Raw genomic sequence first — 24,356 nt, 5'->3', positions numbered from 1 at the left:
AGGAAGAGAAGAAGAAGACCACGATGACCGACACCACTTCCGCCACCACCTCCCCCACCGCCGCGCTGTCCGCCGCCGGCGTCAGCATCTGGCTGGACGACCTGTCCCGTGAGCGCATCGCCACGGGCGGCCTCCAGAAGCTGATCGCCGAGCGCAACGTCGTCGGCGTGACCACGAACCCGACGATCTTCGCCGCCGCGCTCTCCAAGGGCGAGGCGTACGACGCCCAGGTGAAGGAGCTCGCCGCCGCCGGCACGAGCGTCGAGGACGCGATCTTCGAGATCACGACCGACGACGTCGCCGACGCCAGCGACATCTTCCACGAGGTGTTCGAGGCCAGCAACGGCGTCGACGGCCGCGTCTCCATCGAGGTGGAGCCCGGCCTCGCGCACGACGCGCACGGCACCATCGAGCAGGCCAAGAAGCTCGCCGCGAAGGTCGACAAGCCCAATGTGCTGATCAAGATCCCCGCGACGGTCGAGGGCCTGGAGGCCATCACCGAGACCATCGCGGCCGGCATCAGCGTCAACGTCACGCTGATCTTCAGCCTCGAGCGCTACCGCCAGGTGATCGACGCCTACCTGACCGGCCTCGAGAAGGCGAAGGCCGCTGGCATCGACCTCGCCGGCATCCAGTCGGTCGCGTCGTTCTTCGTGTCCCGCGTGGACACCGAGGTCGACAAGCGACTGACCGCGATCGGCACCGACGAGGCCCTCGCGCTCAAGAGCAAGGCCGGCATCGCCAACGCCCGCCTCGCCTACGAGCTGTACGAGCAGGAGTTCGCCACCGACCGCGCCAAGGCCCTCGTGGCCGCCGGTGCGAACGAGCAGCGCCCGCTCTGGGCCTCCACCGGCGTGAAGGACCCGAGCCTGCCCGACACCCTCTACGTCACCGAGCTGGTCGCGCCGAACACGGTCAACACCATGCCGGAGAAGACGCTGGAGGCGACCTTCGACCACGGCGAGATCGCCGGAGACACCGTCACCGGCAACTACGCCGACGCGAAGGGCGTCCTGGACGCACTGGCCGGCCTCGGCGTCGACTACGACGACGTGACCGCCACCCTGGAGCGCGAGGGCGTCGACAAGTTCAACGTCTCCTGGGCCGAGCTCGTCGAGACCGTCACCAACGCGCTGGAGGCGGCCAAGTGACCTTCCGCATCCACGTCACCGGCGCGGCGGCCCAGGCCGTCGCGTCGGTCGTGCCGCAGCTCGTCGCCGACCGGGTCGCCTCCGGCATCACCGCCCAGGACCCGGCGCTCTGGGGCCCGGCCGCCGAGCCGGAGGCGTCCAAGCGCCTCGGCTGGACCGAGGCCGTCGCGATCTCCCGCCCGCTGGTCGCCGAGATCGTCGCGCTGCGCGAGCAGCTGCACGCCAAGGGCGTCAACCACATCGTGCTCGGCGGCATGGGCGGCTCCTCGCTCGCTCCCGAGGTCATCACGCGCACCGCGGAGGCCGAGCTCACGGTCCTCGACTCGACCGACCCCGGTCAGGTGCTGTCGGCCCTGCGCGACCGCCTGCAGGCGACCGCCGTCGTCATCTCCTCCAAGTCGGGCTCGACCCTGGAGACCGACAGCCAGAAGCGCGTCTACGAGAAGTGGTTCCGCGACGCCGGCATCGACCCGACCGAGCGCATCGTCGTCGTCACCGACCCGGGCTCACCGCTCGACCAGTCGGCGCGCGAGGCGGGCTACCGCGTGTTCAACGCCGACCCCAACGTGGGCGGCCGCTACTCGGCGCTCACCGCGTTCGGGCTGGTCCCGTCCGGTCTCGCCGGCGTGGACATCTCCGAGCTGCTGGATGAGGCGGAGGCGACGCTCATCGAGCTCGCCGTCGACAACACCGCGAACCCGGGCCTCGTGCTCGGCGCGGCGATCGCCGGCACCAACCCGCTGAAGGACAAGGTGGGCATCGTCGCGGACGGCACCCACATCGTCGGGTTCGCCGACTGGGCCGAGCAGCTGATCGCGGAGTCCACCGGCAAGGAGGGCACCGGCCTGCTCCCGGTCGTGCTCGACACGCTCGCCCCCGAGCTCACCTCGAAGCCCGCCGACCTGCAGGTCGTGCGGCTCGTCGCCAACGCGGAGGCGCACCACCTGTTCCCCTCCGACCGGCACGAGGGCGAGATCCTCGTCTCCGGCAGCCTGGGCGCCCAGCTCATCGTCTGGGAGTACGCCACCGCGGTCGCCGGCCGACTGCTCGGGATCAACCCGTTCGACCAGCCCGACGTGGAGGCCGCCAAGGTCGCCGCCCGCGCGCTGCTCGAGAACCGTCCGGAGCCCGTCGCGCCCGCGTTCACCGCGGGCGGTGTCGAGGTGCGCACCACCGGCTCGTTCCTCGGCGGCGCGTCGACGCTCGACGCCGCGGTGGACGCCCTCCTCGCGCAGCTCGGCCCGGACGGCTACGTCTCGGTGCAGGCCTACGTCGACCGGCTGGCGCTGCCGCAGCTCGCGGGCATCCGCGACCTGCTCGCCGCCAAGGCCGGCCGTCCCGTCACCTTCGGCTGGGGCCCGCGCTTCCTGCACTCGACCGGGCAGTTCCACAAGGGCGGCCCCGCCGTCGGCGTGTTCCTGCAGATCACCGCGGCGGCGCCGGAGGACCTGGAGATCCCGGACCGCCCGTTCACCTTCGGCCAGCTCATCCAGGCGCAGGCCGCGGGCGACGCGAGCGTGCTCGGCGAGCACGGCCGCCCGGTGCTGACCCTGACCCTCTCGAACCCCGAGGCCGACGTCGTCTCGCTGTTCGAGGCCGTCAACTAGAGGAGCCAGATGTCACCGGTGGAGATCACCCCGGAGTTCAATCCCCTGCGGTTGCCCTCCGACCGTCGCCTCAACCGCATCGCGGGGCCGAGCAGCCTCATCATCTTCGGCGTGACGGGCGACCTGTCGCGCAAGAAGCTGATGCCGGCCGTCTACGACCTGGCGAACCGCGGCCTCCTGCCGCCCGGCTTCTCGCTCGTCGGGTTCGCCCGGCGCGACTGGGAGGACCAGGACTTCGAGAAGGTCGTCTACGACGCGGTCAAGCAGTACGCTCGCACCCCGTTCGACGACGACGTGTGGAAGCAGCTCGCCCAGGGCATCCGCTTCGTCTCGGGCGAGTTCGACGACGCCGAGGCCTTCCAGCGGCTCAAGGAGACCGTCGAGAAGCTGGACATCGAGCGCGGCACGATGGGCAACCACGCGTTCTACCTGTCCATCCCGCCGAAGGCCTTCCCGCTCGTCACCGAGCAGCTCAAGAAGTCGGGGCTGGCCGACCAGTCCGGCACCGGATGGCGGCGCGTCGTCATCGAGAAGCCGTTCGGCAGCGACCTGAAGACCGCGCGCGAACTCAACCACGTCGTGGAGTCGGTGTTCCCGCCGGACTCGGTCTTCCGGATCGACCACTACCTCGGCAAGGAGACGGTCCAGAACATCCTGGCGCTGCGCTTCGCCAACGAGCTGTACGAGCCGATCTGGAACGCCAACTACGTCGACCACGTGCAGATCACGATGGCCGAGGACATCGGCGTGGGCGGCCGGGCCGGCTACTACGACGGCATCGGCGCAGCGCGCGACGTCATCCAGAACCACCTCCTGCAGCTCCTCGCCCTCACGGCGATGGAGGAGCCCATCTCGTTCGACGCCGCGGACCTGCGCGCCGAGAAGGAGAAGGTGCTCGCGGCCGTCCGGCTCCCCGCCGACCTCGCGAAGTCGACCGCCCGCGGTCAGTACTCCAGCGGCTGGCAGGGCGGCGAGAAGGTCGTCGGCTTCCTGGAGGAGGACGGCATGAACCCCGACTCCACCACCGAGACGTACGCCGCGATCAAGCTGGACATCGGCACGCGCCGCTGGGCCGGCGTCCCGTTCTACCTGCGGGCAGGCAAACGCCTGGGCCGTCGCGTCACCGAGATCGCTGTCGTGTTCAAGCGCGCGCCGCAGCAGCTCTTCGCGGAGTCGCAGACCAGCGCGCTCGGCCAGAACGCGCTCGTCATCCGGGTGCAGCCCGACGAGGGCGTGACCATCCGGTTCGGCTCGAAGGTGCCGGGCGCCGGTATGCAGGTGCGCGACGTGAGCATGGACTTCGGCTACGGCCACGCCTTCACCGAGGCGAGCCCCGAGGCCTACGAACGGCTCATCCTCGACGTCCTGCTGGGCGACCCGCCGCTGTTCCCTCGGCACGAGGAGGTCGAGCTGTCCTGGAAGATCCTCGACCCGATCGAGGAGTTCTGGGCCACGCAGGGCCAGCCCGAGCAGTACCGCCCCGGAACCTGGGGCCCGACTTCCGCCGACGAGCTCCTCGCCCGCGACGGCCGCGTCTGGAGGCGTCCATGATCGTCGATCTGCCCGACACCACGACGAGCAACATCTCGAAGGCGCTCGTCAAGATCCGCGAGGAGGGCGGCGCCGTCGCCCTCGGCCGCGTGCTGACCCTGATCATCGCCACCCACCTCGGTCAGGAGGAGGAGGCCATCGAGGCCGCAAACGACGCCTCCCGCGAGCACCCGATGCGCGTCATCGTGGTCTCGACCGAGGAGGAGCGCAGCCACACGGACTCCGGGCGTCTCGACGCTCAGATCCGCGTCGGCGGCGACGCGGGCGCGAGCGAGGTCATCGTCCTCCGCGCCTACGGCGAGACGGCGAGCGACGAGGAGGGCCTGGTCACCGGCCTCCTGCTCCCCGACGCTCCCGTCGTGGTCTGGTGGCCGGGGATCGCGCCCGCGAAGGCGTCGCACTCCCCGCTCGGCCGCATCGCCACGATCCGCATCACGGACGCGTCGGCGCAGCCGAACCCGCAGGAGGCGCTGTTCCACCTGGCCGACACGTACGCCCCGGGCGACACCGACTTCGCCTGGACCCGGCTCACCCTGTGGCGCGCACAGCTCGCCGCGGTGCTCGACCAGCCGCCGTACGAGCCGATCACCGCGGTGGAGGTCGCCGGCGCGGCCGACTCGCCCTCCACCCTGTTGCTCGCAGCCTGGCTGCGCCTGCAGCTGCAGGTGCCGGTGCAGTACGACCTCGCGTCGCGCGCGGTCGGCTCCGGCGGCATCCACGGCGTCAAGATGGAGCGCGCGTCCGGCACGATCGAGCTGGAGCGCGAGGTGCCGAACGTGGCCCGGCTCTCCCAGCCCGGCCAGCCGACGCACGATCTGTCGCTGCCGCGCCGCAGCCTCCGGGACTGCCTCGCCGAGGAACTGCGTAGGCTGGACCCCGACGACCTGTACGGCGAGGTCATCACGAAGGGTCTCGGGATGCTCGAGACCTCCGACGAAGGAGCGGGCACGACAGCATGACGAACGAACGGCGGGTGCTCGTCCACCCCGACAAGGAAGCACTCGCCGCGTCGGTGGCCGCGCGCTTCCTCACCAAGACGATCGACATCCTCGACGACCTGGGCGCGGCGAACGTCGCGCTGACGGGCGGCACGATGGGCATCGCGGTGCTGGAGGCCGTCAACGGCTCCCCCGCGCGCGACACCATCGACTGGTCGAAGGTGCACTTCTGGTGGGGTGACGAGCGGTTCGTCGAGAAGGCCAGCGAGGAGCGCAACGAGCGCCAGGCGCGCGAGGCGCTCCTCGACCACCTCCCGGTGCCGCCGGAGAACATCCACCCGTTCCCGGCGTCGGACGACATCCCCGACATCGAGGAGGCCGCCCGCGTCTACGCAGCGGAGCTGGAGGCGTTCGCGCCGGAGGGCCAGGCCTACCCGAAGTTCGACATCACGTTCCTCGGCGTCGGCCCGGACGGCCACATCGCATCGCTGTTCCCCGACCGCGCCGGCATCCGCGAGACGGAGGCGACGGTGATCGTGGAGCGCGAGTCGCCGAAGCCGCCGCCGCAGCGGCTCAGCCTCACCCGGCCGGTGCTGAACGCGTCGGACCGGATCTGGCTGGTGCTCTCCGGCAGCGACAAAGCCAGCGCGCTCGGTCTCGCCCTCGCGGGCGCGAGCTACACGGAGGTGCCGGTCGCCGGCGCCAAGGGCCGCAAGCGCACGGTGTTCTTCGTGGACAAGGACGCGGCGGTCGACGTGCCGGAGAACCTGATCGCTCCGAGCTACTGAGCTCAGAACGCACGAAGAAGCCCCGCCGGTCTCGTGACCGGCGGGGCTTCTTCGTGTAGGGACTAGTTCGTGGTGGGCTTGCCGCGACGGGCGCGGAGCTGGTTGAGGGCGTCGTCGAGCAGCTGCTCCGCCTCCTCCTCCGAGCGGCGCTCCTTCACGTAGGCCAGGTGCGTCTTGTACGGCTCGGTCTTGGCGACCGACGGCGGGTTCTCCTTGTCACGCCCGGCCGGGAGGCCGGTGGACGGCGAGTCGATCACATCGGGGATCTCCTCGTCGGGCAGGTTCGCCGCGAAGTAACGGACGGTCTCGTTGCCGAGGGCGTCCCAGTACGAGACGGCCACGCGCTCGGCGTGGAAACCCCGGTCCTGCTCCCCCATCGGGCCCGCGCCGACGCGCGAGCCACGGATTGCGCTTCCTCCGGATGCCATGCTTCTCCTCTGGTGAAGGCGCGCCGGCTAGGCGCTGAATTTGGTGATGAGCCCGAGGACGACGATGCAGGTGATCCAGATGAGCCCGAGAATGACGGTGATCCTGTTGAGGTTGCGCTCCGCGACGCCCGAGGCTCCCAGGTTGGAGGTGACGCCGCCGCCGAACATGTCGGAGAGGCCGCCGCCGCGTCCCTTGTGCAACAGGATGAGGAGGGTCAGCAGGAGGCTGGTGATCCCCAGCAAGACCTGGAGGATGACCGTGAGAATCTGCACGCTTGACCTTTCGATGCGTCCGGGCCGATGCCCGGCAAAACCAACGACCAGTATAACCGCCGGACGGCGCGAAGGCTCACCGCCGAAACGGTGAGCCTTCGCGGTCCGTCAGAGTCCGACGTGCTTCTGGTAGCGGATGATGGCCGAGAACTCGGCCACGTCCAGGCTCGCGCCGCCGACGAGCGCGCCGTCGACGTTCGGCTCGCGCATGAAGCCGGCGATGTTGCCCGACTTCACCGAGCCGCCGTAGAGGATGCGCGTCTTGGCCGCGACGTCCTCGCCGAGCAGCTCGACGATGACCGCGCGGAGCGCCGCAGCGACCTGCTCGGCCTGCTCCGGCGTCGCCGCCTGCCCGGACCCGATGGCCCAGACCGGCTCGTACGCCACGACGAAGTCGGCCGCCGAGTCGACGGACGCCAGGGCGGCACGTAGCTGGGCGACCGGGACGGCGCTCGCGCCGTGGGTCTCCAGGTCCTCCGCGGTCTCACCGACGCAGATGATCGGGGCGATGTTGTTCTTGATCGCCTGCGCGACCTTCGCCGCGACCTGCTCGTCGCTCTCGTTGTGCAGCGTGCGCCGCTCCGAGTGGCCGATGATCACGTAGCGCGACTCCAGCGCCGCCAGGAACGACGCCGCGATCTCGCCGGTGTACGCGCCCGAGTCGTGCTCGGAGACGTCCTGGCCGCCGAAGGCGATCGGCAGCTTGTCGGCCGCAACGAGCGTCTGCACGCTGCGCAGGTCGGTGAACGGCGGGAAGACGGCGACCTCGACGGCCGAGTAGTCGTGCCCCGCGTCCTTCAGCGTCCATGCCAGCTTCTGCACCACCGCGATCGCCTGCAGGTGGTCGAGGTTCATCTTCCAGTTGCCCGCGATCAGCGGGACGCGCCGCACGGAACCGTTCACTGCTGCCATCCCAGGACCTCCAGACCCGGCAGGTGCTTGCCCTCGAGGAATTCGAGGCTCGCGCCGCCACCGGTAGAAATGTGACCGAACTGATCGTCGGAGAAGCCGAGCGCGCGCACGGCGGCCGCGGAGTCTCCCCCGCCGACGACGCCGAGGCCGTCGACCTCGGTGAGCGCCTGCGCGATCGCCTTGGTGCCCGCCGCGAACGGCGCCAGCTCGAACACGCCCATCGGGCCGTTCCAGAACACCGTGCGGGCGACGCGGATGTACTCCGAGAACAGCTCGCCGGTCTCCGGGCCGATGTCGAGGCCGAGCCCCGAGGCGCCCCAGTCCGTGTCCTCGATGGCGTCGATCGGGCGCACGACGTGCTCCGCGTCCGCGCCGAACTTCGAGGCGACGACCACATCGCGCGGGAGCACGATCTGGACGCCGAGCTCCTCGGCCTTCGCCAGGTAGCCCTTCACCGTGTCGATCTGGTCGGCCTCCAGCAGACTGGAGCCCACTTTGTGGCCGAGCGCGGCGAGGAAGGTGAACAGCATGCCGCCGCCGATGAGCAGCGAGTCGACCCGCGGGAGCAGGTGGCCGATCACGCCGAGCTTGTCGGACACCTTGGAGCCGCCGAGCACGACCGCATACGGCCGCTCGGGGTTCTCGGTGAGCCGGTCGAGCACGTCGAGCTCTGCCGCGATGAGCGTGCCCGCTGCGCTCGGGAGCGCCTTCGCGAGCTCGTACACGCTGGCCTGCTTGCGGTGGACCACGCCGAAGCCGTCCGAGACGAAGGCGTCGCCGAACGCGGCGAGCTTGGCCGCGAACGCCGTGCGCTCGGCTTCGTCCTTGGCGGTCTCCCCCGGGTTGAACCGGAGGTTCTCCAGCAGGGCGACGTCGCCGTCCTTCAGGCCGGCGACAGCGGCCTCGGCGCCCGCGCCGACGGTGTCCTGCGCGAAGGTCACCGGCTTGCCCAGCAGTTCCGAGAGCCGCTGTGCCACTGGGGCCAGGCTGTACTTCGAGTCGGGCGCGCCGTCGGGGCGGCCCAGATGGGAGATCACGACCACCTTGGCGCCCTGATTGATCAGGGCGTTCAGGGTGGGAATCGACGCTCGCACGCGACCGTCGTCCGTGATCTTCCCGTCCTGCAGAGGAACGTTCAGATCACAGCGGACGACGACGCGTTTTCCCGCGAGCGAACCGAGTGAGTCGAGAGTGCGGAGCGTCACGTCGGTTCCCGGCCCTTAGAGACGCTCGGCGACGTACTCGGTCAGGTCGACCAGACGGTTGGAGTAGCCCCACTCGTTGTCGTACCAGCTCGAGAGCTTGACCTGGTCGCCGATGATGCGCACCAGCCCGGCGTCGAAGATCGACGAGTGCGGGTCGGAGACGATGTCGGAGGAGACGATCTCGTCCTCGGTGTACTTGAGGATGCCCTTGAGCGGACCCTCGGCGGCCTTCTTGTACGCGGCCTTGACCTCGTCGATGGTGACGGGGCGCGAGGCGGTGACGGTCAGGTCGGTGATCGAGCCGGTGGGGACGGGCACGCGCAGCGCGAAGCCGTCGAGCTTGCCCTTCAGCTCCGGGAGGACCAGGCCGATCGCCTTAGCGGCGCCGGTCGAGGTCGGCACGATGTTGATCGCGGCGGCGCGGGCGCGGCGGAGGTCGCTGTGCGGGCCGTCCTGCAGGTTCTGGTCGGCGGTGTAGGCGTGGACCGTGGTCATCAGACCGCGCTCGATGCCGAACTCGTCGTTGAAGACCTTGGCCAGCGGCGCGAGGCAGTTGGTGGTGCACGACGCGTTGGAGATGATGTTGTGGTTCTCCGGGTCGTACAGGTGCTCGTTCACGCCGATGACGAACGTGGCGTCCTCGTCGGTGGCCGGAGCGGAGATGATGACCTTCTTGGCGCCCGCCTCGATGTGCTTCTTGGCGTCGGCGGCCTTGGTGAAGCGGCCGGTCGACTCGATGACGATGTCGACGCCCAGCTCGCCCCAGGGGAGGTTGGCCGGGTCGCGCTCCTCGAGCACCTTGATCGGCTTGCCGTTGACGACGATGCTGTCGCCCTCCAGCTCCACCGTCGCGTCCAGGCGGCCCGTGATCGAGTCGTACTTGAGCAGGTGGGCGAGCGTCTTGTTGTCGGTGAGGTCGTTCACCGCGACGATCTCGAGGTCGCTGCCCTTGGCGAGGGCCGCGCGCAGGTAGTTGCGACCAATGCGACCGAACCCGTTGATTCCGATCTTTACGGACACAGATGTCTCCCGTTGCTTGGATGGGGCGCCGGACGGCGCCATGTGGGTGTTTTCAGCGGACGGCGGCGTCCCGGGAGGGCTCCCTCCCGGGACGCCCACCCGCTATGACAGTAGCAGCAGACCCGCGGTCTTCTCGCGTGCCTTCACGAAGCGGTCGTCCACGTCCGCCCAGTTCGTGATGTTCCAGAACGCCTTGACGTAATCCGCCTTCACATTCACGTAATCGAGGTAGAAGGCGTGCTCCCACATGTCGAGCATGAGCAGCGGGATGGTGGCCGCCGCGAGGTTGCCCTGGTGGTCGTAGAGCTGCTCGATGATGAGCTTCTGGCCCAGCGAGTCCCACGCCAGGATCGACCAGCCGGAGCCCTGGATGCCGAGCGCCGACGCCGTGAAGTGGGCGCGGAACTTGTCGAACGAGCCGAAGAACTCGTCGATCGCCGCGGCGAGCTCGCCGGTCGGCTTGTCGCCGCCCTCCGGGGACAGGTTGTTCCAGAAGACGGTGTGGTTGACGTGGCCGGCGAGGTTGAACGCCAGGTCCTTCTGCAGCTTGTTGACGTACGTCAGGTCGTCGGCGTCGCGCGCCTCCGCCAGCTTCGCGATGGCGGTGTTGGCGCCGTCCACGTAGGTCTTGTGGTGCTTGTCGTGGTGCAGCTCCATGATCCGGCCGCTGATGTTCGGCTCCAGGGCCGCGTAGTCGTACGGAAGGTCAGGCAGCGTGTAGTCAGCCATTACTCATCTCCACAGTTGTTCTTCTTCGATTCCCGATTTCGGGCGACTTCTTCAGTCTACTGAGGGCAACTCCCCCGGCCTCCGGACCCTTCCCGGACGCGCGCCCATCCGGAAACTACACCTCATCCAGGTCGGCGGGGAGGTTGGCGTCGGTGCCGGGGATGTCCAGCTCGGAGGCCTTCTTGTCGGCCATAGCCAGAAGCCGGCGGATGCGGCCGGCGACGGCGTCCTTGGTCATGGGCGGGTCGGCGTGGTGGCCGAGCTCGTCCAGGCTGGCGTCACGGTGGGCCAGGCGCAGGTCGCCGGCGTAGCGCAGGTGCTCCGGCACGTCGGGGCCGAGGATCTCCAGCGCGCGCTCGACGCGGGCGCAGGCGGCGACGGCGGCCTGGGCGGAGCGCCGCAGGTTGGCGTCGTCGAAGTTCACCAGGCGGTTCGCTGTCGCGCGCACCTCGCGGCGCTGGCGGAGCTCCTCCCAGTTGGCGACGGTCTCGGCCGCGCCCATCTGCACCAGCATCGCGCTGATCGCCTCGCCGTCGCGGATGACGACGCGGTGCACGCCGCGCACCTCGCGGGCCTTGGCGGACACACCCAGGCGACCGGCGGCGCCGACGAGGGCCATGGCGGCCTCGTTGCCCGGGCAGGTGACCTCCAGAGCCGCGGAACGGCCCGGGTCGGTCAGCGAGCCGTGCGCGAGGAACGCGCCGCGCCAGACGGCGGCGAGCTCTTCGCGGGAGCCCGTGGTGAGCCGGTTCGGGAGGCCGCGGATCGGGCGCCGGCGGGCGTCGAGCAGCCCGGTCTGGCGCGCGAGCGTCTCGCCGCCCTCCAGCACGCGGACCAGGTACTGGCTGCTGCGGCGGACGCCGGAGGCCGAGATCACCGACACGTCGCTGCGGACGCCGTACAGCTCGGCCAGGTCCTTCCGGACCCGGCGCGCGAGCTCGGGCGTGTCGAGCTCGCTCTCCACCGCGATCCGGCCTCCGATCAGGTGGAGGCCGCCGGAGAACCGCAGGATGGTCGCGAGCTCCGCGGCGCGGACGGTCGTCTTGCTGACTTCGACCTTCGTGAGCTCGTCTTTGACGTCGGCGGTGAGAGCCAATCGGATTCCTAACTGTGAAAGACGGCGCGGGTCACGCCGTGAAGTGGGCGGCCGGCATCATTCACGGCCCAGGTCGCGGTGCTTGGTGTTGACCGCGACGCCGGGGAAGCCCCTCAACCGGGCCGCGAGCTCTTCGGCTATCGCGACGGACCGGTGCTTCCCTCCCGTGCAGCCTATCGCGATCATCGCGTGCCGCTTGTTCTCCCGCTGGTAGCCGGCGAAGATCGGGCGCATCGCGGCGACGTAGCCGGCGATGAACTCCTCGGCGCCGTCCTGCTGGAGCACGTACTCGCGGACGATCTCGTCGAGCCCGGTGTGCGGGCGCAGCTCGGGGTTCCAGAACGGGTTGGGCAGGAACCGCGCGTCGGCGACGAGGTCGGCGTCCGGCGGGAGGCCGTACTTGAACCCGAAGCTCATGACGGTCACCTGCACGCCGGCGGTGTCCTCCGCTGCGAAGGTCTCGGTGATGTTGGTGGCGAGCTGGTGGATGTTCAGGTCCGTGGTGTCGACGATGATGTCGCTCGCCTCGCGGATCTCGCGCAGCCGCGCGCGCTCCGCGTCGATGCCGTCGAGGATGGTGCCGTTGCCCTGCAGCGGGTGCGGCCGGCGCACCTGCTCGAAGCGGCGGACGAGCACGGCGTCGGAGGCCTCCAGGAACAGCACGCGCACCTTCGTGCCCTCGCGCAGGCTCTGGATCATCGTCTGCAGGTCTTCGAAGAAGTTGCGGCCGCGCACGTCCACCACGGCGGCGATGCGCGGCAGCCCGGACTCGGCCCTGTTGGCCAGCTCGATCAGCGGCCGGAGCATCTGCGGCGGCAGGTTGTCGACCACGTACCAGTCGAGGTCTTCGAGGGCGTTGGCGACGGTGGACCGGCCCGCCCCCGACATCCCGGTGACGATCAGCACCTCCTGCTGCTCGCCGTTCGTGTCGATGTCGGTCGCCACGTGCTCTCCTTCTCTGGCCGCGTGCGACCAGCCTACCGACTGACCCGCCGGGGCGAGACGGTTTCCGGTCCGGTGCGCGTCTGCGCGGACCCCTCTTCAGGGGTTGCGTTCGCTCAGCCGGCGGCGAGGCGCTCGTGGACGGCGGCCGCGATCGCCGGCCCGACCCCGCGCACTTCGGCGATCTGCTCCGGCGTCGCCTGGCGCAGCTGCGCGACAGAGCCGAAGTGCTTCAGCAGCTCCTTCACGCGCGCCGGCCCGAGGCCGGGGATCTCCCCGAGCACGCTCGAGATGTCCCGCTTGCGCCGCGCCCGCTGGTAGGTGATCGCGAAGCGGTGCGCTTCGTCGCGGATGCGCTGCACCAGGAACAGCGCGTCGCTGTTGCGCGGCAGGATGACCGGGAAGTCGGAGTCGGGCAGCCAGAGCTCCTCGAGGCGCTTGGCGATGCCCGCGAGCTGGATGCCGGTGACGCCGGACTCGTCCAGCGCCCTCTGCGCGGCGGCGACCTGCGGCTGGCCGCCGTCGACGATGAGCAGGTTCGGCGGGTACGAGAACTTGCGGCGGCGGCGCTCCGCGGCCTCCGCGATCTCGGCGTCGACGTCGATCTCGGGGTCGTCGCCGTCCCGGCCCTGGTCGTCGGGGTCCGGCGCCTCCACCGCCTCGTCCTGCTCGCCGGCCCCGTCGTCCTTCAGGTACGCCAGGCGGCGCGAGATGACCTGGTAGATCGACTCGGTGTCGTCGGTGGACTCCGGGATGCTGAAGCGGCGGTACTGGTCCTTGCGGGGCAAGCCGTCCTCGAACACGACCATCGAGGCGACGATGTTGGTGCCGCTGAGGTGCGAGACGTCGAAGCACTCCATCCGGAGCGGCGCGTCGGCCATGCCGAGGGCGTCCTGGATGTCGTTCAGGGCCTTCGAGCGCGCGACGAAGTCGGAGCTGCGCCTGGTCTTGTAGAGGATGAGCGCGTTCTTCGCGTTCATCTCCGCGGTCTGGGCGAGTGCGGCCTTGTCGCCGCGCTGGGCGACGCGCAGCTCGACCCGGCCGGTGGACTTCGGGCCGCGGCGGACGGGTCCGGCCTCGTCGGCCTCCACCCGCCGTGCCATCAGCCACTGCTCCAGCTCGGTGGCGTCCTCCGGCAGCTCGGGCACGATGATCTCGCGCGGCGGCGCGTCCGCGCCCTCGTAGGCGTTCTGCAGCACCGTCTCGACCAGCTCGCCGAGCGAGATGTCGAGCTCCTTGTCGACCACCCAGGAGCGCACACCGCGGATGCGGCCGCCGCGGACGATGAACTGCTGCACCGCGGCCGCGAGCTCGTCCTGGGCGATGCCGAAGGCGTCGAGGTCCACGTTGTCCTGCAGGACCACGGCGCTCTTGCCCATCGCCGCCTCGAGCGCGCCGATGGCGTCGCGGTGCCGCGCGGCCGCCTCGTAGTCGAGGGTGCTCGCCGCCTGCTTCATCTTCTCGGTGAGGTCGCGGATGTACTTCGTGTCGTTGCCGGCCATGAAGGAGACGAAGTCCTCGGCGAGCTCCCGGTGGTCCTCGGGGCTGATCCGGCCGACGCAGGGCGCCGCGCACTTGCCGATGTCGCCGAGCAGGCACGGCCGTCCGGTGAGCTCGGCGCGGCGGTACACGCCGTCCGAGCAGCTGCGCACCGGGAAGGCCTTGAGCATGAGGTCGACCGTGTCGCGGATCGCCCAGACCTTCGTGTACGGGCCGAAGTAGCGCGCGTCCTTGAGGTTGCGGTTGCGGGTGACCATGACGCGCGGGATGCGCTCCCCCAGCGTCACCGCGAGGTACGGGTACGACTTGTCGTCCCGGAACTGCACGTTGAACGGCGGGTTGAACTCCTTGATCCAGGTGTACTCGAGCTGCAGCGCCTCGAACTCGCTGGCGACGACCGTCCACTCGACGCTCGCCGCCGTGGTCACCATGCGGCGGGTGCGCTCGTGGAGGCTCCGCAGCGGCTGGAAGTAGTTGCTCAGCCGCGCGCGGAGGTTCTTCGCCTTGCCGACGTACAGCACCCGCCGGTTCTTGTCGCGGAACCGGTAGACGCCGGGCTGCGTCGGGATCTCGCCGGCCTTGGGGCGGTAGCCGACCGTGTCCGTACTCTGCACAGCGTGATCCTACGCGGCGCCGCGGACACGCTCGCTGCCGAGCGCGCCCTCCCCCTGGAGGATCTCCTTGAGGAAGTAGCCCGTGTGGCTCCCCGGCGTCTCGGCGACCTGCTCCGGTGTGCCGGTCGCGATGACCTGCCCGCCGCCCGCGCCGCCCTCCGGACCCATGTCGATGATCCAGTCGGCGGACTTGATGACGTCGAGGTTGTGCTCGATGACGATGACCGTGTTGCCCTTGTCGAGCAGGCCGTTGAGCACCAGCAGGAGCTTGCGGACGTCCTCGAAGTGCAGACCGGTGGTCGGCTCGTCGAGCACGTAGACGCTGCGGCCGTTCGACCGGCGCTGCAGCTCGGTCGCGAGCTTGACGCGCTGCGCCTCGCCGCCGGACAGGGTCGTCGCGCTCTGGCCGAGCCGGACGTAGCCGAGGCCGACGTCCACGAGCGTCTGCAGGTAGCGGTGGATCGCCCCGATCGGCCGGAAGAACTCCGCCGCCTCGCTGATCGGCATGTCGAGCACCTCGGCGATGTTCTTGCCCTTGTAGTGCACGGTCAGGGTGTCGCGGTTGTACCGCGCTCCCCCGCAGACCTCGCACGCGACGTAGACGTCGGGCAGGAAGTTCATCTCGATCTTGATCGTGCCGTCGCCCGAGCACGCCTCGCAGCGGCCGCCCTTGACGTTGAAGCTGAACCGGCCGGGCAGGTAGCCGCGGGCCTTGGCCTCCGGCGTCTCGGCGAACAGGTTGCGGATGCGGTCGAAGACGCCCGTGTAGGTCGCCGGGTTGGAGCGCGGCGTGCGCCCGATCGGCGCCTGGTCGACGTGCACCACCTTGTCCAGGTTCTCCAGGCCCGTCACCGTCCGGTGCTTGCCCGGCAGCTTGCGGGCGCCGTTGAGCTTGTTGGCCAGCACCCGGTAGAGGATGTCGTTGACCAGCGACGACTTGCCGGAGCCGGAGACTCCGGTGACCGCCACGAACGTGCCGAGCGGGAAGTCGACCGACACCTTCTTGAGGTTGTTGGCCTCCGCGTCGACCACCCGGATCACGCGCTTCTTGTCGACCTTGCGGCGCTTCTCCGGGATGACGATCTCGCGCCGCCCGGCCAGATAGTCGCCGGTCAGCGACTCGGTGTTGGCCAGCAGCTCGTCGTACGACCCGGAGTGCACCACATGGCCGCCGTTGACGCCGGCGCCCGGGCCGATGTCCACGATCCAGTCGGCGGTGCGGATGGTGTCCTCGTCGTGCTCGACCACGATCAGCGTGTTGCCGAGGTCGCGCAGCGCGACGAGCGTGTCGATGAGACGCCGGTTGTCGCGCTGGTGCAGGCCGATGCTCGGCTCGTCCAGCACGTACAGCACGCCGGTGAGGCCCGACCCGATCTGGGTCGCCAGCCGGATGCGCTGCGCCTCGCCGCCGGACAGCGTCGCAGCGGCACGGGCGAGGTCGAGGTAGCTGAGGCCGACCTGGATGAGGAAGTCGAGGCGGATCTTGATCTCGCGCAGCACCTGCGCGCCGATCTTCTGCTCGCGCTCGGTCAGGTGCAGCTTCTCCATGAACGCGCGGGCGTCGGACAGGCTCAGCAGCGACGCGTCCGCGATGGACGCGCCGTGGATGAGCACCGAGAGCACCTCGGGCTTCAGCCGCTTGCCCTGGCAGACCGGGCACGGCACCTCGCGGAGGTACTCGGCCCAGCGGGCGCGCTGGGTGTCTGTCTCGGCCTGCATGTACTGGCGCTCGATGTAGGGCACGACGCCCTCGAAGCCGGACGTGTAGGACATCTCACGGCCGTAGCGGTTCTTCCACCGCACCTTGACCTCGAAGTTGTCGCCGCGGAGGACGGCCTCCCTGACGTTCTGGGGCAGCTTCTTCCACGGCGTCTTCAGCGAGAAGCCGAGGTCGCGCGCGAGGCCGTCGAGCAGCTTCTCGTAGTAGTTGAAGAGGCCCTTGCCCTGCGTGGTCCATGGGACGATGACGCCGTCGGCGATGCTCAGCTCATCGTCGCCGAGCAGCAGGTCCTCGTCCACCGACATGCGGGTGCCGAGGCCGGAGCACTCCGGGCAGGCGCCGAACGGCGCGTTGAACGAGAAGGTGCGCGGCTCGATCTCGGTGAGCTGGATCGGGTGGCCGTTGGGGCAGGACAGCTTCTCGCTGAACGACTGCCACGCCTCAGGGCCCTCGCGGTCGACGAAGTTGACCTGCACCAGGCCGTCGGTGAGCCGCAGCGCGGTCTCCAGCGAGTCGGTGAGGCGGCCCAGGATGTCGGGGCCGGCGACCAGGCGGTCGACCACGACGGAGATGTCGTGCTTGTACTGCTTCTTGAGCGTCGGCGGCTCGCTGAGCTGGATCTGTTCGCCGTCCACGAGCGCGCGCGAGTATCCGCTCGCGGCGAGCTCCTTGAACAGGTCGACGAACTCGCCCTTCTTCTGCGAGATGACCGGGCTGACGACCATGTAGCGCGTGCCGGTCTCGAGCTCCATGAGCTGGTCGGCGATCTGCTGCACCGTCTGGCGCTGGATCTTCTCACCGCAGACCGGGCAGTGCGGGACGCCGATGCGCGCCCAGAGCAGTCGCATGTAGTCGTAGATCTCGGTGATCGTGCCGACCGTCGACCGCGGGTTGCGGTTGGTGGACTTCTGGTCGATCGACACCGCAGGGCTGAGGCCTTCGATGAAGTCGACGTCGGGCCGGTCGACCTGCCCGAGGAACTGCCGCGCGTAGGCCGACAGCGACTCGACGTACCGGCGCTGCCCCTCCGCGAAGATCGTGTCGAACGCGAGCGACGACTTGCCCGAGCCGGACAGGCCGGTGAAGACGACCAGCGAGTCGCGCGGGATCTCGAGGTCGACGTTGTGGAGGTTGTGCACCCGCGCGCCGCGGACGCTGAGGTGCGAACCGACGACCTTGCCCGGATTGCCTGCCGAACTCCTGCTACTCAGAGTGCTCACTCGTTCCATTCTCCGCTATTCGCCGTCGCCCCACCCGTGTGTTCGCCCTCCGCGCACCGGCACGGCGCCCGTCGGAGACCCCCGTCGGCGAGTTCGAAGCTTTGTTCGATTCTAGCAACCCGGACAGGGGATGTGCGACCACGCGCGAGCGTACGCCCGACCACCGACATTCGTGACCGGCGCTGTCCTCACGCGCGCGGGCGGGCGAGCAGCAGCGCCGCCAGCAGGACCACGAGCCCCACGATCGCGGCGCCCGACAGCATCGCGAGCCACGGCGCCGCGGACGGCCGCGCGACCAGCAGCAGGACGATCGCGACCGCCTGGACCGGCACCTGGATCACGACCACCCGCCGCAGCGACGGCAGCAGCACCGCGGGCTGCAGCCGCGCGCCCGCGGGGAGGACGAGCGTCCACGCCGCGAGCACGTGCAGCACGTGCACCGCGGCGATCACGGCGAGCACGCGCAGGGTCAGCGTCCCCGGCTCGAGAAGGGTGGAGAACGCGAGCACGCCGATCAGCACCCACGCGACCCGCCAGCGCGGGACGGCCACGGCGACCGCGGTGAGGAGGACGGCCAGGGCGGGCCACGGGCCGCTGGGGGCGGTGGTGACGGCGAGCGGGACGGCCACGACGGCGAAGGCGACGCGGAGCGACCAGGCGGGGACGGTGCGGCCGAGGTCGGGGGCGGGTGGGGCGGGGTGTTCAGGCGTGGATGCCACACGGCGTGCGCGGTCGGTGCCCGCGGCGGCGTCGCGGTCTGCCGGAGCGCTCATGGCCGCCTCCCCGGCGTCGCCAGCCGCCGCAGCACCGCGTCCCGCTCCGGCGACGCCCATACCAGCAGCTCCGCGCCGGCCGCCCGCAGCCGATCGAGCCGCAGCCCGCGCTCCAGGTCCACCACGCGCAGGGCGAGGCGCTCGCGGGCAGGCAGCTCGTCCACGCTGCGCGGGGGCAGGACATCCACCACGATCACCCGGTGCCCGGCCGCCCGCCAGGTGAGCGCGAGGCGCATGGCCTGGTCGTCCAGGAACGTCGACATCACGAAGACGACAGCGCCCTGCGCCAGCCGCGGCGCCCGGGCACGCTCGGTCGCCGAGCCGTGCGCGGTCGTCAGCTCGACGGCCCGCAGGACGCGGTGCAGGTGCCGCGACCCGGCGCGCGGCGGCAGGGCGCGGCGGGCGTCGGACAGGTCGTCGAAACCGACCCGGTCGGACGCGGCGGCGTACGCGCCGGCCAGCGAGACCGCGGCCTCCCGCGCCAGGTCGAGCGACGTCGCCCCCGGCCGCGGGTACGGCGCCGCCCAGCCAGCGACGGCCCCTGGCACGTCGTCGCGCGCGTCGACGACGAGCTGCACCGCGGCGTCGGAGGTCGCGGTGGTCCGGCGCACGTAGAGCTCGCCGGGGCGCTGGGCGAGGCGGGCGGTCGCCTTCCAGTCGATGCGGCGGAGCCGGTCGCCGGGACGGAAGCGGTCGATGTCGCGGAACTCGCCGCCGTCGCCCGGCCGGGCGGACACGTGGCCGCCGGTCAGGCCGAGCAGCCGCGCGGGCAGCGGGAGGCTGCGGAGCCGCTGCGACGCCGGCCGCACCACGCGCTCCGCGACGGCGGGGAGGCCGGGGTCGCCGGTCCACGCGGCGTCGGGCCCGATCCCCCGCGCCGCGAGCGCCAGGATGCGCTGCGGGCCGGAGTGCGAGACCGCGACGTGGAAGCGCAGCCGGCCGGCCTCCCGGGGCGTCACCACGGCGTCCTCGGGCTCCCGGTCGGCGCGGTGGATCCGCAGGTGCACACCGTCCACCCGCCCCTCCGCCTCGGCCACGGCGTCGACGCGCACGCGGCCGTCCGGGTCGTCGCCGCCGATGGTCGCGCGGGTGCGGGAGGCCGCGGACTCCGGCCGCGACGACCAGCCGAGCACCGCCGCCAGCAGGAGCGGCGCCGCGACGAGGACGAGCTCCACCCGGGACAGCACGAACGCGGCGACCAGGCACACGACCGCGACGATCGCGGCCGCGGTCACCCCCGGGCTCAGCGCCCACCCCGAACCACCCGCCGGCGCCTCCGTCCGCTCGCGCGGGCCGGGCATGCGCGCGCGGGACCAGAGCGACATCAGCCGGCCACCGTCCGCTCCCGCGACCACGACCGCATCAGCCGGCCGTCTCCCGCTCGCGCGTCCCCACCGCCGGCGGTCCCGCGACCGAGGACACGACCTCCAGAACCACCTGCGACGCGCTCACGCCGCTGGTCCACGCCTGCACGGTGAGCGTCAGCCGGTGCGCGAGGACCGGGACGGCGACGCGCTTGACGTCGTCGGGGATGACGTAGTCGCGGCCCGCGAGCACCGCCAGCGCACGGGCCACCAGCAGGAGGCCCTGCGACCCGCGCGGCGAGGCGCCGACCTCCACGGAGCGGTGGCGTCGGGTGGCGGCGGCGAGGCGGACGCAGTAAGCGGCGATGTCGGGGTCGACGTCCACCCGCTCGACCCCCGCCTGCATCGCCAGCAGCGTGCGGGCGTCGATGACCGGGTCGACCGTCGCGACCTCGTGCCGGCGCGCGACGCGGGCGAGCAGGACCTCCGTCTCGCCGTCCGCGTCCGGGTAGCCGACGCCGAGCCGCACCATGAACCGGTCGAGCTGCGCCTCCGGGAGGGCGTACGTGCCCTCCGACTCGATGGGGTTCGCCGTCGCGACCACGTGGAAGGGCCGCGGCAGCGCGAAACTGCGTCCCTCGACGGACACCTGCCCCTCCGCCATGGCCTCCAGGAGCGCGGACTGGGTCTTCGGCGAGGTCCGGTTGATCTCGTCGGCGAGGAACAGCCCGGTGAACACCGGCCCGGGACGGAACTCGAACTCGGCCGTCGACGGAACGTAGACGAACGAGCCGGTGATGTCGGAGGGCAGCAGGTCGGGCGTGCACTGCAGCCGCCGGAAGTCGAGGCCGACGGCGCTGGCGATGCTGCGGGCGGCGAGAGTCTTGCCGAGCCCCGGGACGTCCTCGAACAGCACGTGCCCGCCGGCGAGCACGGTGGCGAGCGCGATGTGCAGGGGCTCGCGCATCCCGACGACGACGGACCCGACCCGGTTCAGCACCTCGGCGCCGAGACGCGCGACCTCGGCGACCGCGAGCGGCTCGGGGTCGGCGCCGACCGTGGCGGGGAGGTTCGCGGGGGTGACTGCTGAGGTGGAGGTGTCCGGGGTCATGCGGGTCCTGTCGTGGTTGCGATGGCGGTGTCGGCGTGGTCGGGGTGGGGGCGGTCAGGCGCGTCGGGCGCCGCCAGCGCCTCCAGCCGGGCGAGCGAGGCCGCGAACTCCTTCGGGCGCGGGGCCGCAGCGCTGCCCTTGCGGAGCATCGCCGCGGTCTCCTCCCCCAGCAGCCCGGCGACCACCGGAGCGGCGGCCGGGTCGTCGAGCGTCACACCGTGCCGGTCGAGCACGTCGGCGGCGAGGCGGCGCAGCCGGCGGACGGCCTCCGGCGACACCCGTCCACCGCGGGCGCCGAGCGACCAGCCGAGTTGCACGACGTCCCGGCGCGCGCCGGGCCGCGGCTGCGGTGACGGGACCGGCCAGGCGACCTCGGCCTGATCGCCCAGCAGTGACAGCACGGCGCCGAGGGCGAACACGACGAACCCGAGCCCAACGGCGTGCGGCGCGTCCATGCCGAAGAACCAGGCCGCGACGCCGATCACGGCGGCGGCGAGCACGCAGCCGACGGCGCGGCGGATCATCCGGGCGCGGGTCATCGGGGCATGCTTTCCGCCGCCGCTGTGCCCCACGACGCACGGAGCGCTTCGATCGCGGTGCGCGCCTCGGCCACGTCCGCGGCCGTCACCGGCGCCTCACTGAAGCGTGCGCGCAGGTACAGCTCGAGCAGGCCCTGCGCGGCGGCCCGGTCGGACGCCACCCGGGCGAGCACGCGCCGCACGAACTCCCCCGGCGTCTCGGCGGGCAGCCGGTGGACGCCGCTGTCGGCCGCGCCCTCCTCCAGCCCGAGCCAGGCGCGCTCGATCGCGTCGCGGGGTTCGCGATCCTCGCCGAGCAGGTCGAGGGCCCGGTCGAGGCCCCGACGGACCCGCTCGGGCCGCGGCTGCTCGGGAGGGTCGGGCGCGACGGCGCCCTCGGTCGAGCCCGCGACGTCGCCGCGGACGCCGGGGAACTCGGGGCGCAGCCTCCGCCGCAGATAGCGCCACAGGAGGGCGAGCAGCAGCACGATCACCAGGATCACGACGGCGTACGTCACCCAGGTCAGGTCGATGCGGGTCTCGTGGGCGATGTCCTGCGGGGCGGGCGTGCCGGTGACCTGCTGCTCGCCCGGATGCGGCTGGAGGTCGGCGGACGGCAGAGAGAACCGGACTCCGGTGAAGACGGGAGCGCCCTGGAAGGCGAGCGCCGCGGCCGAGAGCGCGAGTAAGGCCCCGGCGGCGGCGACCATCCCCCACCGCTGCCGCGTACGCGCCGCCTTCGAGCCCACTCTGCCACCGTAGCGCTGTGCTGGGGGAAGTGCGTGGAAGTGCGTGGTGATGAGGTGCTGTGCGCGCGACTGTCGGCTCTCGCAGCCGCGCGACTCAGCCCAGATGCCCCGCCTTCTCCATCTGCCGCAGGTCCCGCTTCAGATCGGACAGCTCGTCGCGCAGCCGGGCCGCCAGTTCGAACTTCAGCTCGCCGGCCGCCGCGAGCATCTGCTCGTTGAGATCGGCGATCAGCGACTCCAGCTCGGCCGCGCCCTGGGCGGCGATGCCGCCGTTGCGGAGGTTCGGCGTCGGGCTCTTGCGGCGCTGCTCGCGGCCGGCGAGCATGCGGGCCGTGTCGGCCTCCTCGCGGGCGAGCACGTCCGTGATGTCGGCGATGCGCTTGCGGAGCGGCTGGGGGTCGATGCCGTTGGCACGGTTGTACTCGATCTGCAGCTCGCGGCGGCGGTCGGTCTCCTCGATGGCGTTCTTCATCGAGTCCGTCAGCACGTCCGCGTACATGTGCACCTCGCCGGAGACGTTGCGGGCGGCGCGGCCGATGGTCTGGATGAGGGATGTCGACGAGCGGAGGAAGCCCTCCTTGTCGGCGTCGAGGATCGCGACCAGCGACACCTCCGGCAGGTCCAGGCCCTCGCGGAGCAGATTGATGCCGACGAGCACGTCGTACACACCGGCGCGCAGCTCGGTCAGCAGCTCCACGCGGCGCAGGGTGTCGACGTCCGAGTGCAGGTAGCGGACCTTCACGCCCGCCTCCGCGAGGAAGTCTGTCAGCTCCTCCGCCATCTTCTTGGTCAGCGTGGTGACGAGGATGCGCTCATCGCGCTCGACGCGGACGCGGATCTCCTCGAGCAGGTCGTCGATCTGGCCCTTGGTCGGCTTGACCACGATCTGCGGGTCGACCAGGCCGGTCGGGCGGATGATCTGCTCGACCACGCCGTCCGCGACGCCCATCTCGTACTGGCCGGGCGTCGCTGACAGGTACACCGTCTGGCCGACGCGGTCCTTGAACTCGTTCCAGCGCAGCGGCCGGTTGTCGAGCGCGCTGGGCAGGCGGAAGCCGTGCTCCACCAGCGTGCGCTTGCGGGACGCGTCGCCCTCGTACATGGCGCCGATCTGCGGCACGGTCACGTGCGACTCGTCGATGACCACGAGGAAGTCGTCCGGGAAGTAGTCGAGCAGGCAGTTCGGCGCCTCACCCGGCAGACGGCCGTCGATGTGCCGCGAGTAGTTCTCGATGCCGGAGCAGAAGCCGATCTGCTCCATCATCTCCAGGTCGAACTGGGTGCGCATCCGCAGCCGCTGCGCCTCCAGCAGCTTGCCCTCGCGTTCCAGCTCCTGCAGCCGCTCGCGCAGCTCCTCCTGGATGGTGCCGATCGCGCGCTGCATGGTCGCCGGGCTCGCGGCGTAGTGCGTCGCCGGGAAGACGGACACTGCGTCCATCTTCTGCAGCACCTCGCCGGTGAGCGGGTGCAGCGAGTACAGCGCCTCGATCTCGTCGCCGAACAGCTCGACGCGGACCGCGTGCTCCTCGTACATGGGGATGATCTCGATCGTGTCGCCGCGGACCCGGAACTTGCCACGGGAGAAGTCGACGTCGTTGCGCTCGTACTGCATGGCGACGAATCGGCGGATGAGGGCGTCGCGGCCGACGTTCTGGCCGACCTGGAGCGCGACCATCGCCTCCAGGTACTCCTCCGCAGCGCCGAGGCCGTAGATGCAGGAGACGGTGGAGACCACGACCACGTCGCGCCGGCTCAGCAGCGAGTTGGTGGTGGAGTGCCGCAGCCGCTCGACCTCGGCGTTGACCGAGGAGTCCTTCTCGATGAAGGTGTCCGTCTGCGGGACGTAGGCCTCGGGCTGGTAGTAGTCGTAGTACGAGACGAAGTACTCGACGGCGTTGTTGGGCAGCAGCTCGCGGAACTCGTTGGCCAGCTGGGCGGCGAGGGTCTTGTTGTGGGCGAGGACGAGCGTCGGGCGCTGCACCTGCTCGACCAGCCAGGCCGTGGTCGCGGACTTGCCCGTGCCGGTCGCGCCGAGGAGGACAACATCCGTCTCACCAGCGTTGATGCGGCCTGCGAGTTCGGCGATGGCCTTGGGCTGGTCGCCGCTGGGCGCGTATTCGCTGACGACCTCGAACGGGCGGACGAGTCGCGTGGCTTGCATGAGTCCAGTCTAGGAAGGACCACCGACATCGCGGCCCGCTCTCGCT

General features: G+C 70.9%; 21 protein-coding genes. 5 read left to right on the top strand and 16 right to left on the bottom strand.

All coding sequences use genetic code 11. The features are described from left to right. The first annotated feature begins 23 nt into the window (after positions 1-23). Genes tal through pgl form a run of 5 tightly spaced genes read left to right on the top strand, consistent with a single transcriptional unit; the run spans position 24 to position 6,035 of the window. Positions 24-1,151: a transaldolase gene (gene tal, locus F1C12_RS02685; RefSeq protein ID WP_185277315.1), complete on the top strand. Its 1,128-nt coding sequence runs from the start codon at positions 24-26 to the stop codon at positions 1,149-1,151. Then, on the top strand, positions 1,148-2,758 hold the full coding sequence (locus F1C12_RS02680) for a glucose-6-phosphate isomerase (RefSeq protein ID WP_185277314.1): 1,611 nt from the start codon (positions 1,148-1,150) through the stop codon (positions 2,756-2,758). Before tal ends, F1C12_RS02680 begins: the two co-directional genes overlap by 4 nt. A gap of 9 nt (positions 2,759-2,767) precedes the next feature. Then, a complete protein-coding gene (zwf, locus tag F1C12_RS02675) occupies positions 2,768-4,309 on the top strand; it encodes a glucose-6-phosphate dehydrogenase (protein WP_185277313.1) in 1,542 nt (513 codons plus the stop codon). Next, complete coding sequence (locus F1C12_RS02670) at positions 4,306-5,268, top strand: glucose-6-phosphate dehydrogenase assembly protein OpcA (RefSeq protein ID WP_185277312.1); 963 nt, start codon at positions 4,306-4,308, stop codon at positions 5,266-5,268. The genes zwf and F1C12_RS02670 overlap by 4 nt, the downstream gene beginning before the upstream one ends. Further along, positions 5,265-6,035 carry a 6-phosphogluconolactonase gene (gene pgl / locus F1C12_RS02665; RefSeq protein ID WP_185277311.1) on the top strand — a complete coding sequence of 257 codons (771 nt, stop codon included), beginning with the start codon at positions 5,265-5,267 and terminating at the stop codon, positions 6,033-6,035. Before F1C12_RS02670 ends, pgl begins: the two co-directional genes overlap by 4 nt. A gap of 62 nt (positions 6,036-6,097) precedes the next feature. Here the strand turns inward: pgl and F1C12_RS02660 are convergent, their stop codons facing one another. The 16 genes from F1C12_RS02660 to uvrB all read right to left on the bottom strand — a co-directional run bounded on the left by F1C12_RS02660 (position 6,098) and on the right by uvrB (position 24,310). Continuing rightward, positions 6,098-6,463, bottom strand: coding sequence for an RNA polymerase-binding protein RbpA (locus tag F1C12_RS02660; protein ID WP_185277310.1), 366 nt, complete (start codon positions 6,461-6,463; stop codon positions 6,098-6,100). 27 nt (positions 6,464-6,490) lie between these two features. Beyond that, positions 6,491-6,736: a preprotein translocase subunit SecG gene (gene secG, locus F1C12_RS02655; protein WP_179605831.1), complete on the bottom strand. Its 246-nt coding sequence runs from the start codon at positions 6,734-6,736 to the stop codon at positions 6,491-6,493. Positions 6,737-6,844: 108 nt separating this feature from the next. Beyond that, positions 6,845-7,648: a triose-phosphate isomerase gene (gene tpiA / locus F1C12_RS02650; protein ID WP_185277309.1), complete on the bottom strand. Its 804-nt coding sequence runs from the start codon at positions 7,646-7,648 to the stop codon at positions 6,845-6,847. Continuing rightward, positions 7,636-8,853, bottom strand: a complete 1,218-nt coding sequence (locus F1C12_RS02645) for a phosphoglycerate kinase (protein WP_185277308.1) — start codon at positions 8,851-8,853, stop codon at positions 7,636-7,638. Before F1C12_RS02645 ends, tpiA begins: the two co-directional genes overlap by 13 nt. A 15-nt stretch (positions 8,854-8,868) precedes the next feature. After that, positions 8,869-9,873 (bottom strand): type I glyceraldehyde-3-phosphate dehydrogenase, encoded by a 1,005-nt coding sequence (gap, locus tag F1C12_RS02640; protein ID WP_185277307.1) that lies wholly within the window; start codon positions 9,871-9,873, stop codon positions 8,869-8,871. Between the two features lie 102 nt (positions 9,874-9,975). Continuing rightward, positions 9,976-10,602 carry a superoxide dismutase gene (locus F1C12_RS02635; RefSeq protein WP_185277306.1) on the bottom strand — a complete coding sequence of 209 codons (627 nt, stop codon included), beginning with the start codon at positions 10,600-10,602 and terminating at the stop codon, positions 9,976-9,978. A gap of 115 nt (positions 10,603-10,717) precedes the next feature. Then, positions 10,718-11,698, bottom strand: a complete 981-nt coding sequence (whiA, locus tag F1C12_RS02630) for a DNA-binding protein WhiA (protein WP_185277305.1) — start codon at positions 11,696-11,698, stop codon at positions 10,718-10,720. 57 nt (positions 11,699-11,755) lie between these two features. Beyond that, complete coding sequence (gene rapZ / locus F1C12_RS02625) at positions 11,756-12,586, bottom strand: RNase adapter RapZ (protein ID WP_374939571.1); 831 nt, start codon at positions 12,584-12,586, stop codon at positions 11,756-11,758. Positions 12,587-12,756: 170 nt separating this feature from the next. After that, positions 12,757-14,754: an excinuclease ABC subunit UvrC gene (gene uvrC / locus F1C12_RS02620; protein ID WP_185277303.1), complete on the bottom strand. Its 1,998-nt coding sequence runs from the start codon at positions 14,752-14,754 to the stop codon at positions 12,757-12,759. 9 nt (positions 14,755-14,763) lie between these two features. Beyond that, positions 14,764-17,703, bottom strand: coding sequence for an excinuclease ABC subunit UvrA (uvrA, locus tag F1C12_RS02615; protein WP_374939548.1), 2,940 nt, complete (start codon positions 17,701-17,703; stop codon positions 14,764-14,766). A gap of 179 nt (positions 17,704-17,882) precedes the next feature. Beyond that, on the bottom strand, positions 17,883-18,467 hold the full coding sequence (locus tag F1C12_RS02610; RefSeq protein ID WP_185277302.1) for a hypothetical protein: 585 nt from the start codon (positions 18,465-18,467) through the stop codon (positions 17,883-17,885). Next, positions 18,464-19,792: a DUF58 domain-containing protein gene (locus F1C12_RS02605; protein ID WP_258046084.1), complete on the bottom strand. Its 1,329-nt coding sequence runs from the start codon at positions 19,790-19,792 to the stop codon at positions 18,464-18,466. The genes F1C12_RS02610 and F1C12_RS02605 overlap by 4 nt, the downstream gene beginning before the upstream one ends. Before the next feature lie 37 nt (positions 19,793-19,829). Further along, positions 19,830-20,882, bottom strand: a complete 1,053-nt coding sequence (locus F1C12_RS02600; RefSeq protein ID WP_185277301.1) for an AAA family ATPase — start codon at positions 20,880-20,882, stop codon at positions 19,830-19,832. Then, positions 20,879-21,421, bottom strand: a complete 543-nt coding sequence (locus F1C12_RS02595) for a hypothetical protein (protein WP_185277300.1) — start codon at positions 21,419-21,421, stop codon at positions 20,879-20,881. Before F1C12_RS02595 ends, F1C12_RS02600 begins: the two co-directional genes overlap by 4 nt. After that, the gene (locus F1C12_RS02590) at positions 21,418-22,149 is read right to left on the bottom strand and encodes a DUF4129 domain-containing protein (protein ID WP_258046083.1); all 732 of its coding nucleotides are present in this window, start codon (positions 22,147-22,149) and stop codon (positions 21,418-21,420) included. Before F1C12_RS02590 ends, F1C12_RS02595 begins: the two co-directional genes overlap by 4 nt. A gap of 94 nt (positions 22,150-22,243) precedes the next feature. After that, entirely contained in the window at positions 22,244-24,310 is a 2,067-nt protein-coding gene (uvrB, locus tag F1C12_RS02585) for an excinuclease ABC subunit UvrB (RefSeq protein ID WP_185277299.1), read from the bottom strand. Positions 24,311-24,356: the final 46 nt, after the last annotated feature.

The sequence above is a fragment of the Leifsonia shinshuensis genome (assembly GCF_014217625.1).
Taxonomy (GTDB): domain Bacteria; phylum Actinomycetota; class Actinomycetes; order Actinomycetales; family Microbacteriaceae; genus Leifsonia; species Leifsonia shinshuensis_A.
Note: the sequence above shows the minus strand (reverse complement) of the source record. Positions and strands in the feature narration are given on the sequence as shown.

Bases quoted from the DNA above. Each gene is read 5' to 3' on its own strand.
- tal (WP_185277315.1), top strand. From the start codon at position 24: ATGACCGACACCACTTCCGCCACCACCTCCCCCACCGCCGCGCTGTCC.
- zwf (WP_185277313.1), top strand. From the start codon at position 2,768: ATGTCACCGGTGGAGATCACCCCGGAGTTCAATCCCCTGCGGTTGCCC.
- F1C12_RS02670 (WP_185277312.1), top strand. From the start codon at position 4,306: ATGATCGTCGATCTGCCCGACACCACGACGAGCAACATCTCGAAGGCG.
- pgl (WP_185277311.1), top strand. From the start codon at position 5,265: ATGACGAACGAACGGCGGGTGCTCGTCCACCCCGACAAGGAAGCACTC.
- F1C12_RS02660 (WP_185277310.1), bottom strand. From the start codon at position 6,463: ATGGCATCCGGAGGAAGCGCAATCCGTGGCTCGCGCGTCGGCGCGGGC.
- tpiA (WP_185277309.1), bottom strand. From the start codon at position 7,648: ATGGCAGCAGTGAACGGTTCCGTGCGGCGCGTCCCGCTGATCGCGGGC.
- F1C12_RS02635 (WP_185277306.1), bottom strand. From the start codon at position 10,602: ATGGCTGACTACACGCTGCCTGACCTTCCGTACGACTACGCGGCCCTG.
- rapZ (WP_374939571.1), bottom strand. From the start codon at position 12,586: ATGTCGGGGGCGGGCCGGTCCACCGTCGCCAACGCCCTCGAAGACCTC.
- uvrA (WP_374939548.1), bottom strand. From the start codon at position 17,703: ATGGAACGAGTGAGCACTCTGAGTAGCAGGAGTTCGGCAGGCAATCCG.
- F1C12_RS02610 (WP_185277302.1), bottom strand. From the start codon at position 18,467: ATGAGCGCTCCGGCAGACCGCGACGCCGCCGCGGGCACCGACCGCGCA.
- F1C12_RS02605 (WP_258046084.1), bottom strand. From the start codon at position 19,792: ATGTCGCTCTGGTCCCGCGCGCGCATGCCCGGCCCGCGCGAGCGGACG.
- F1C12_RS02600 (WP_185277301.1), bottom strand. From the start codon at position 20,882: ATGACCCCGGACACCTCCACCTCAGCAGTCACCCCCGCGAACCTCCCC.
- F1C12_RS02595 (WP_185277300.1), bottom strand. From the start codon at position 21,421: ATGACCCGCGCCCGGATGATCCGCCGCGCCGTCGGCTGCGTGCTCGCC.
- uvrB (WP_185277299.1), bottom strand. From the start codon at position 24,310: ATGCAAGCCACGCGACTCGTCCGCCCGTTCGAGGTCGTCAGCGAATAC.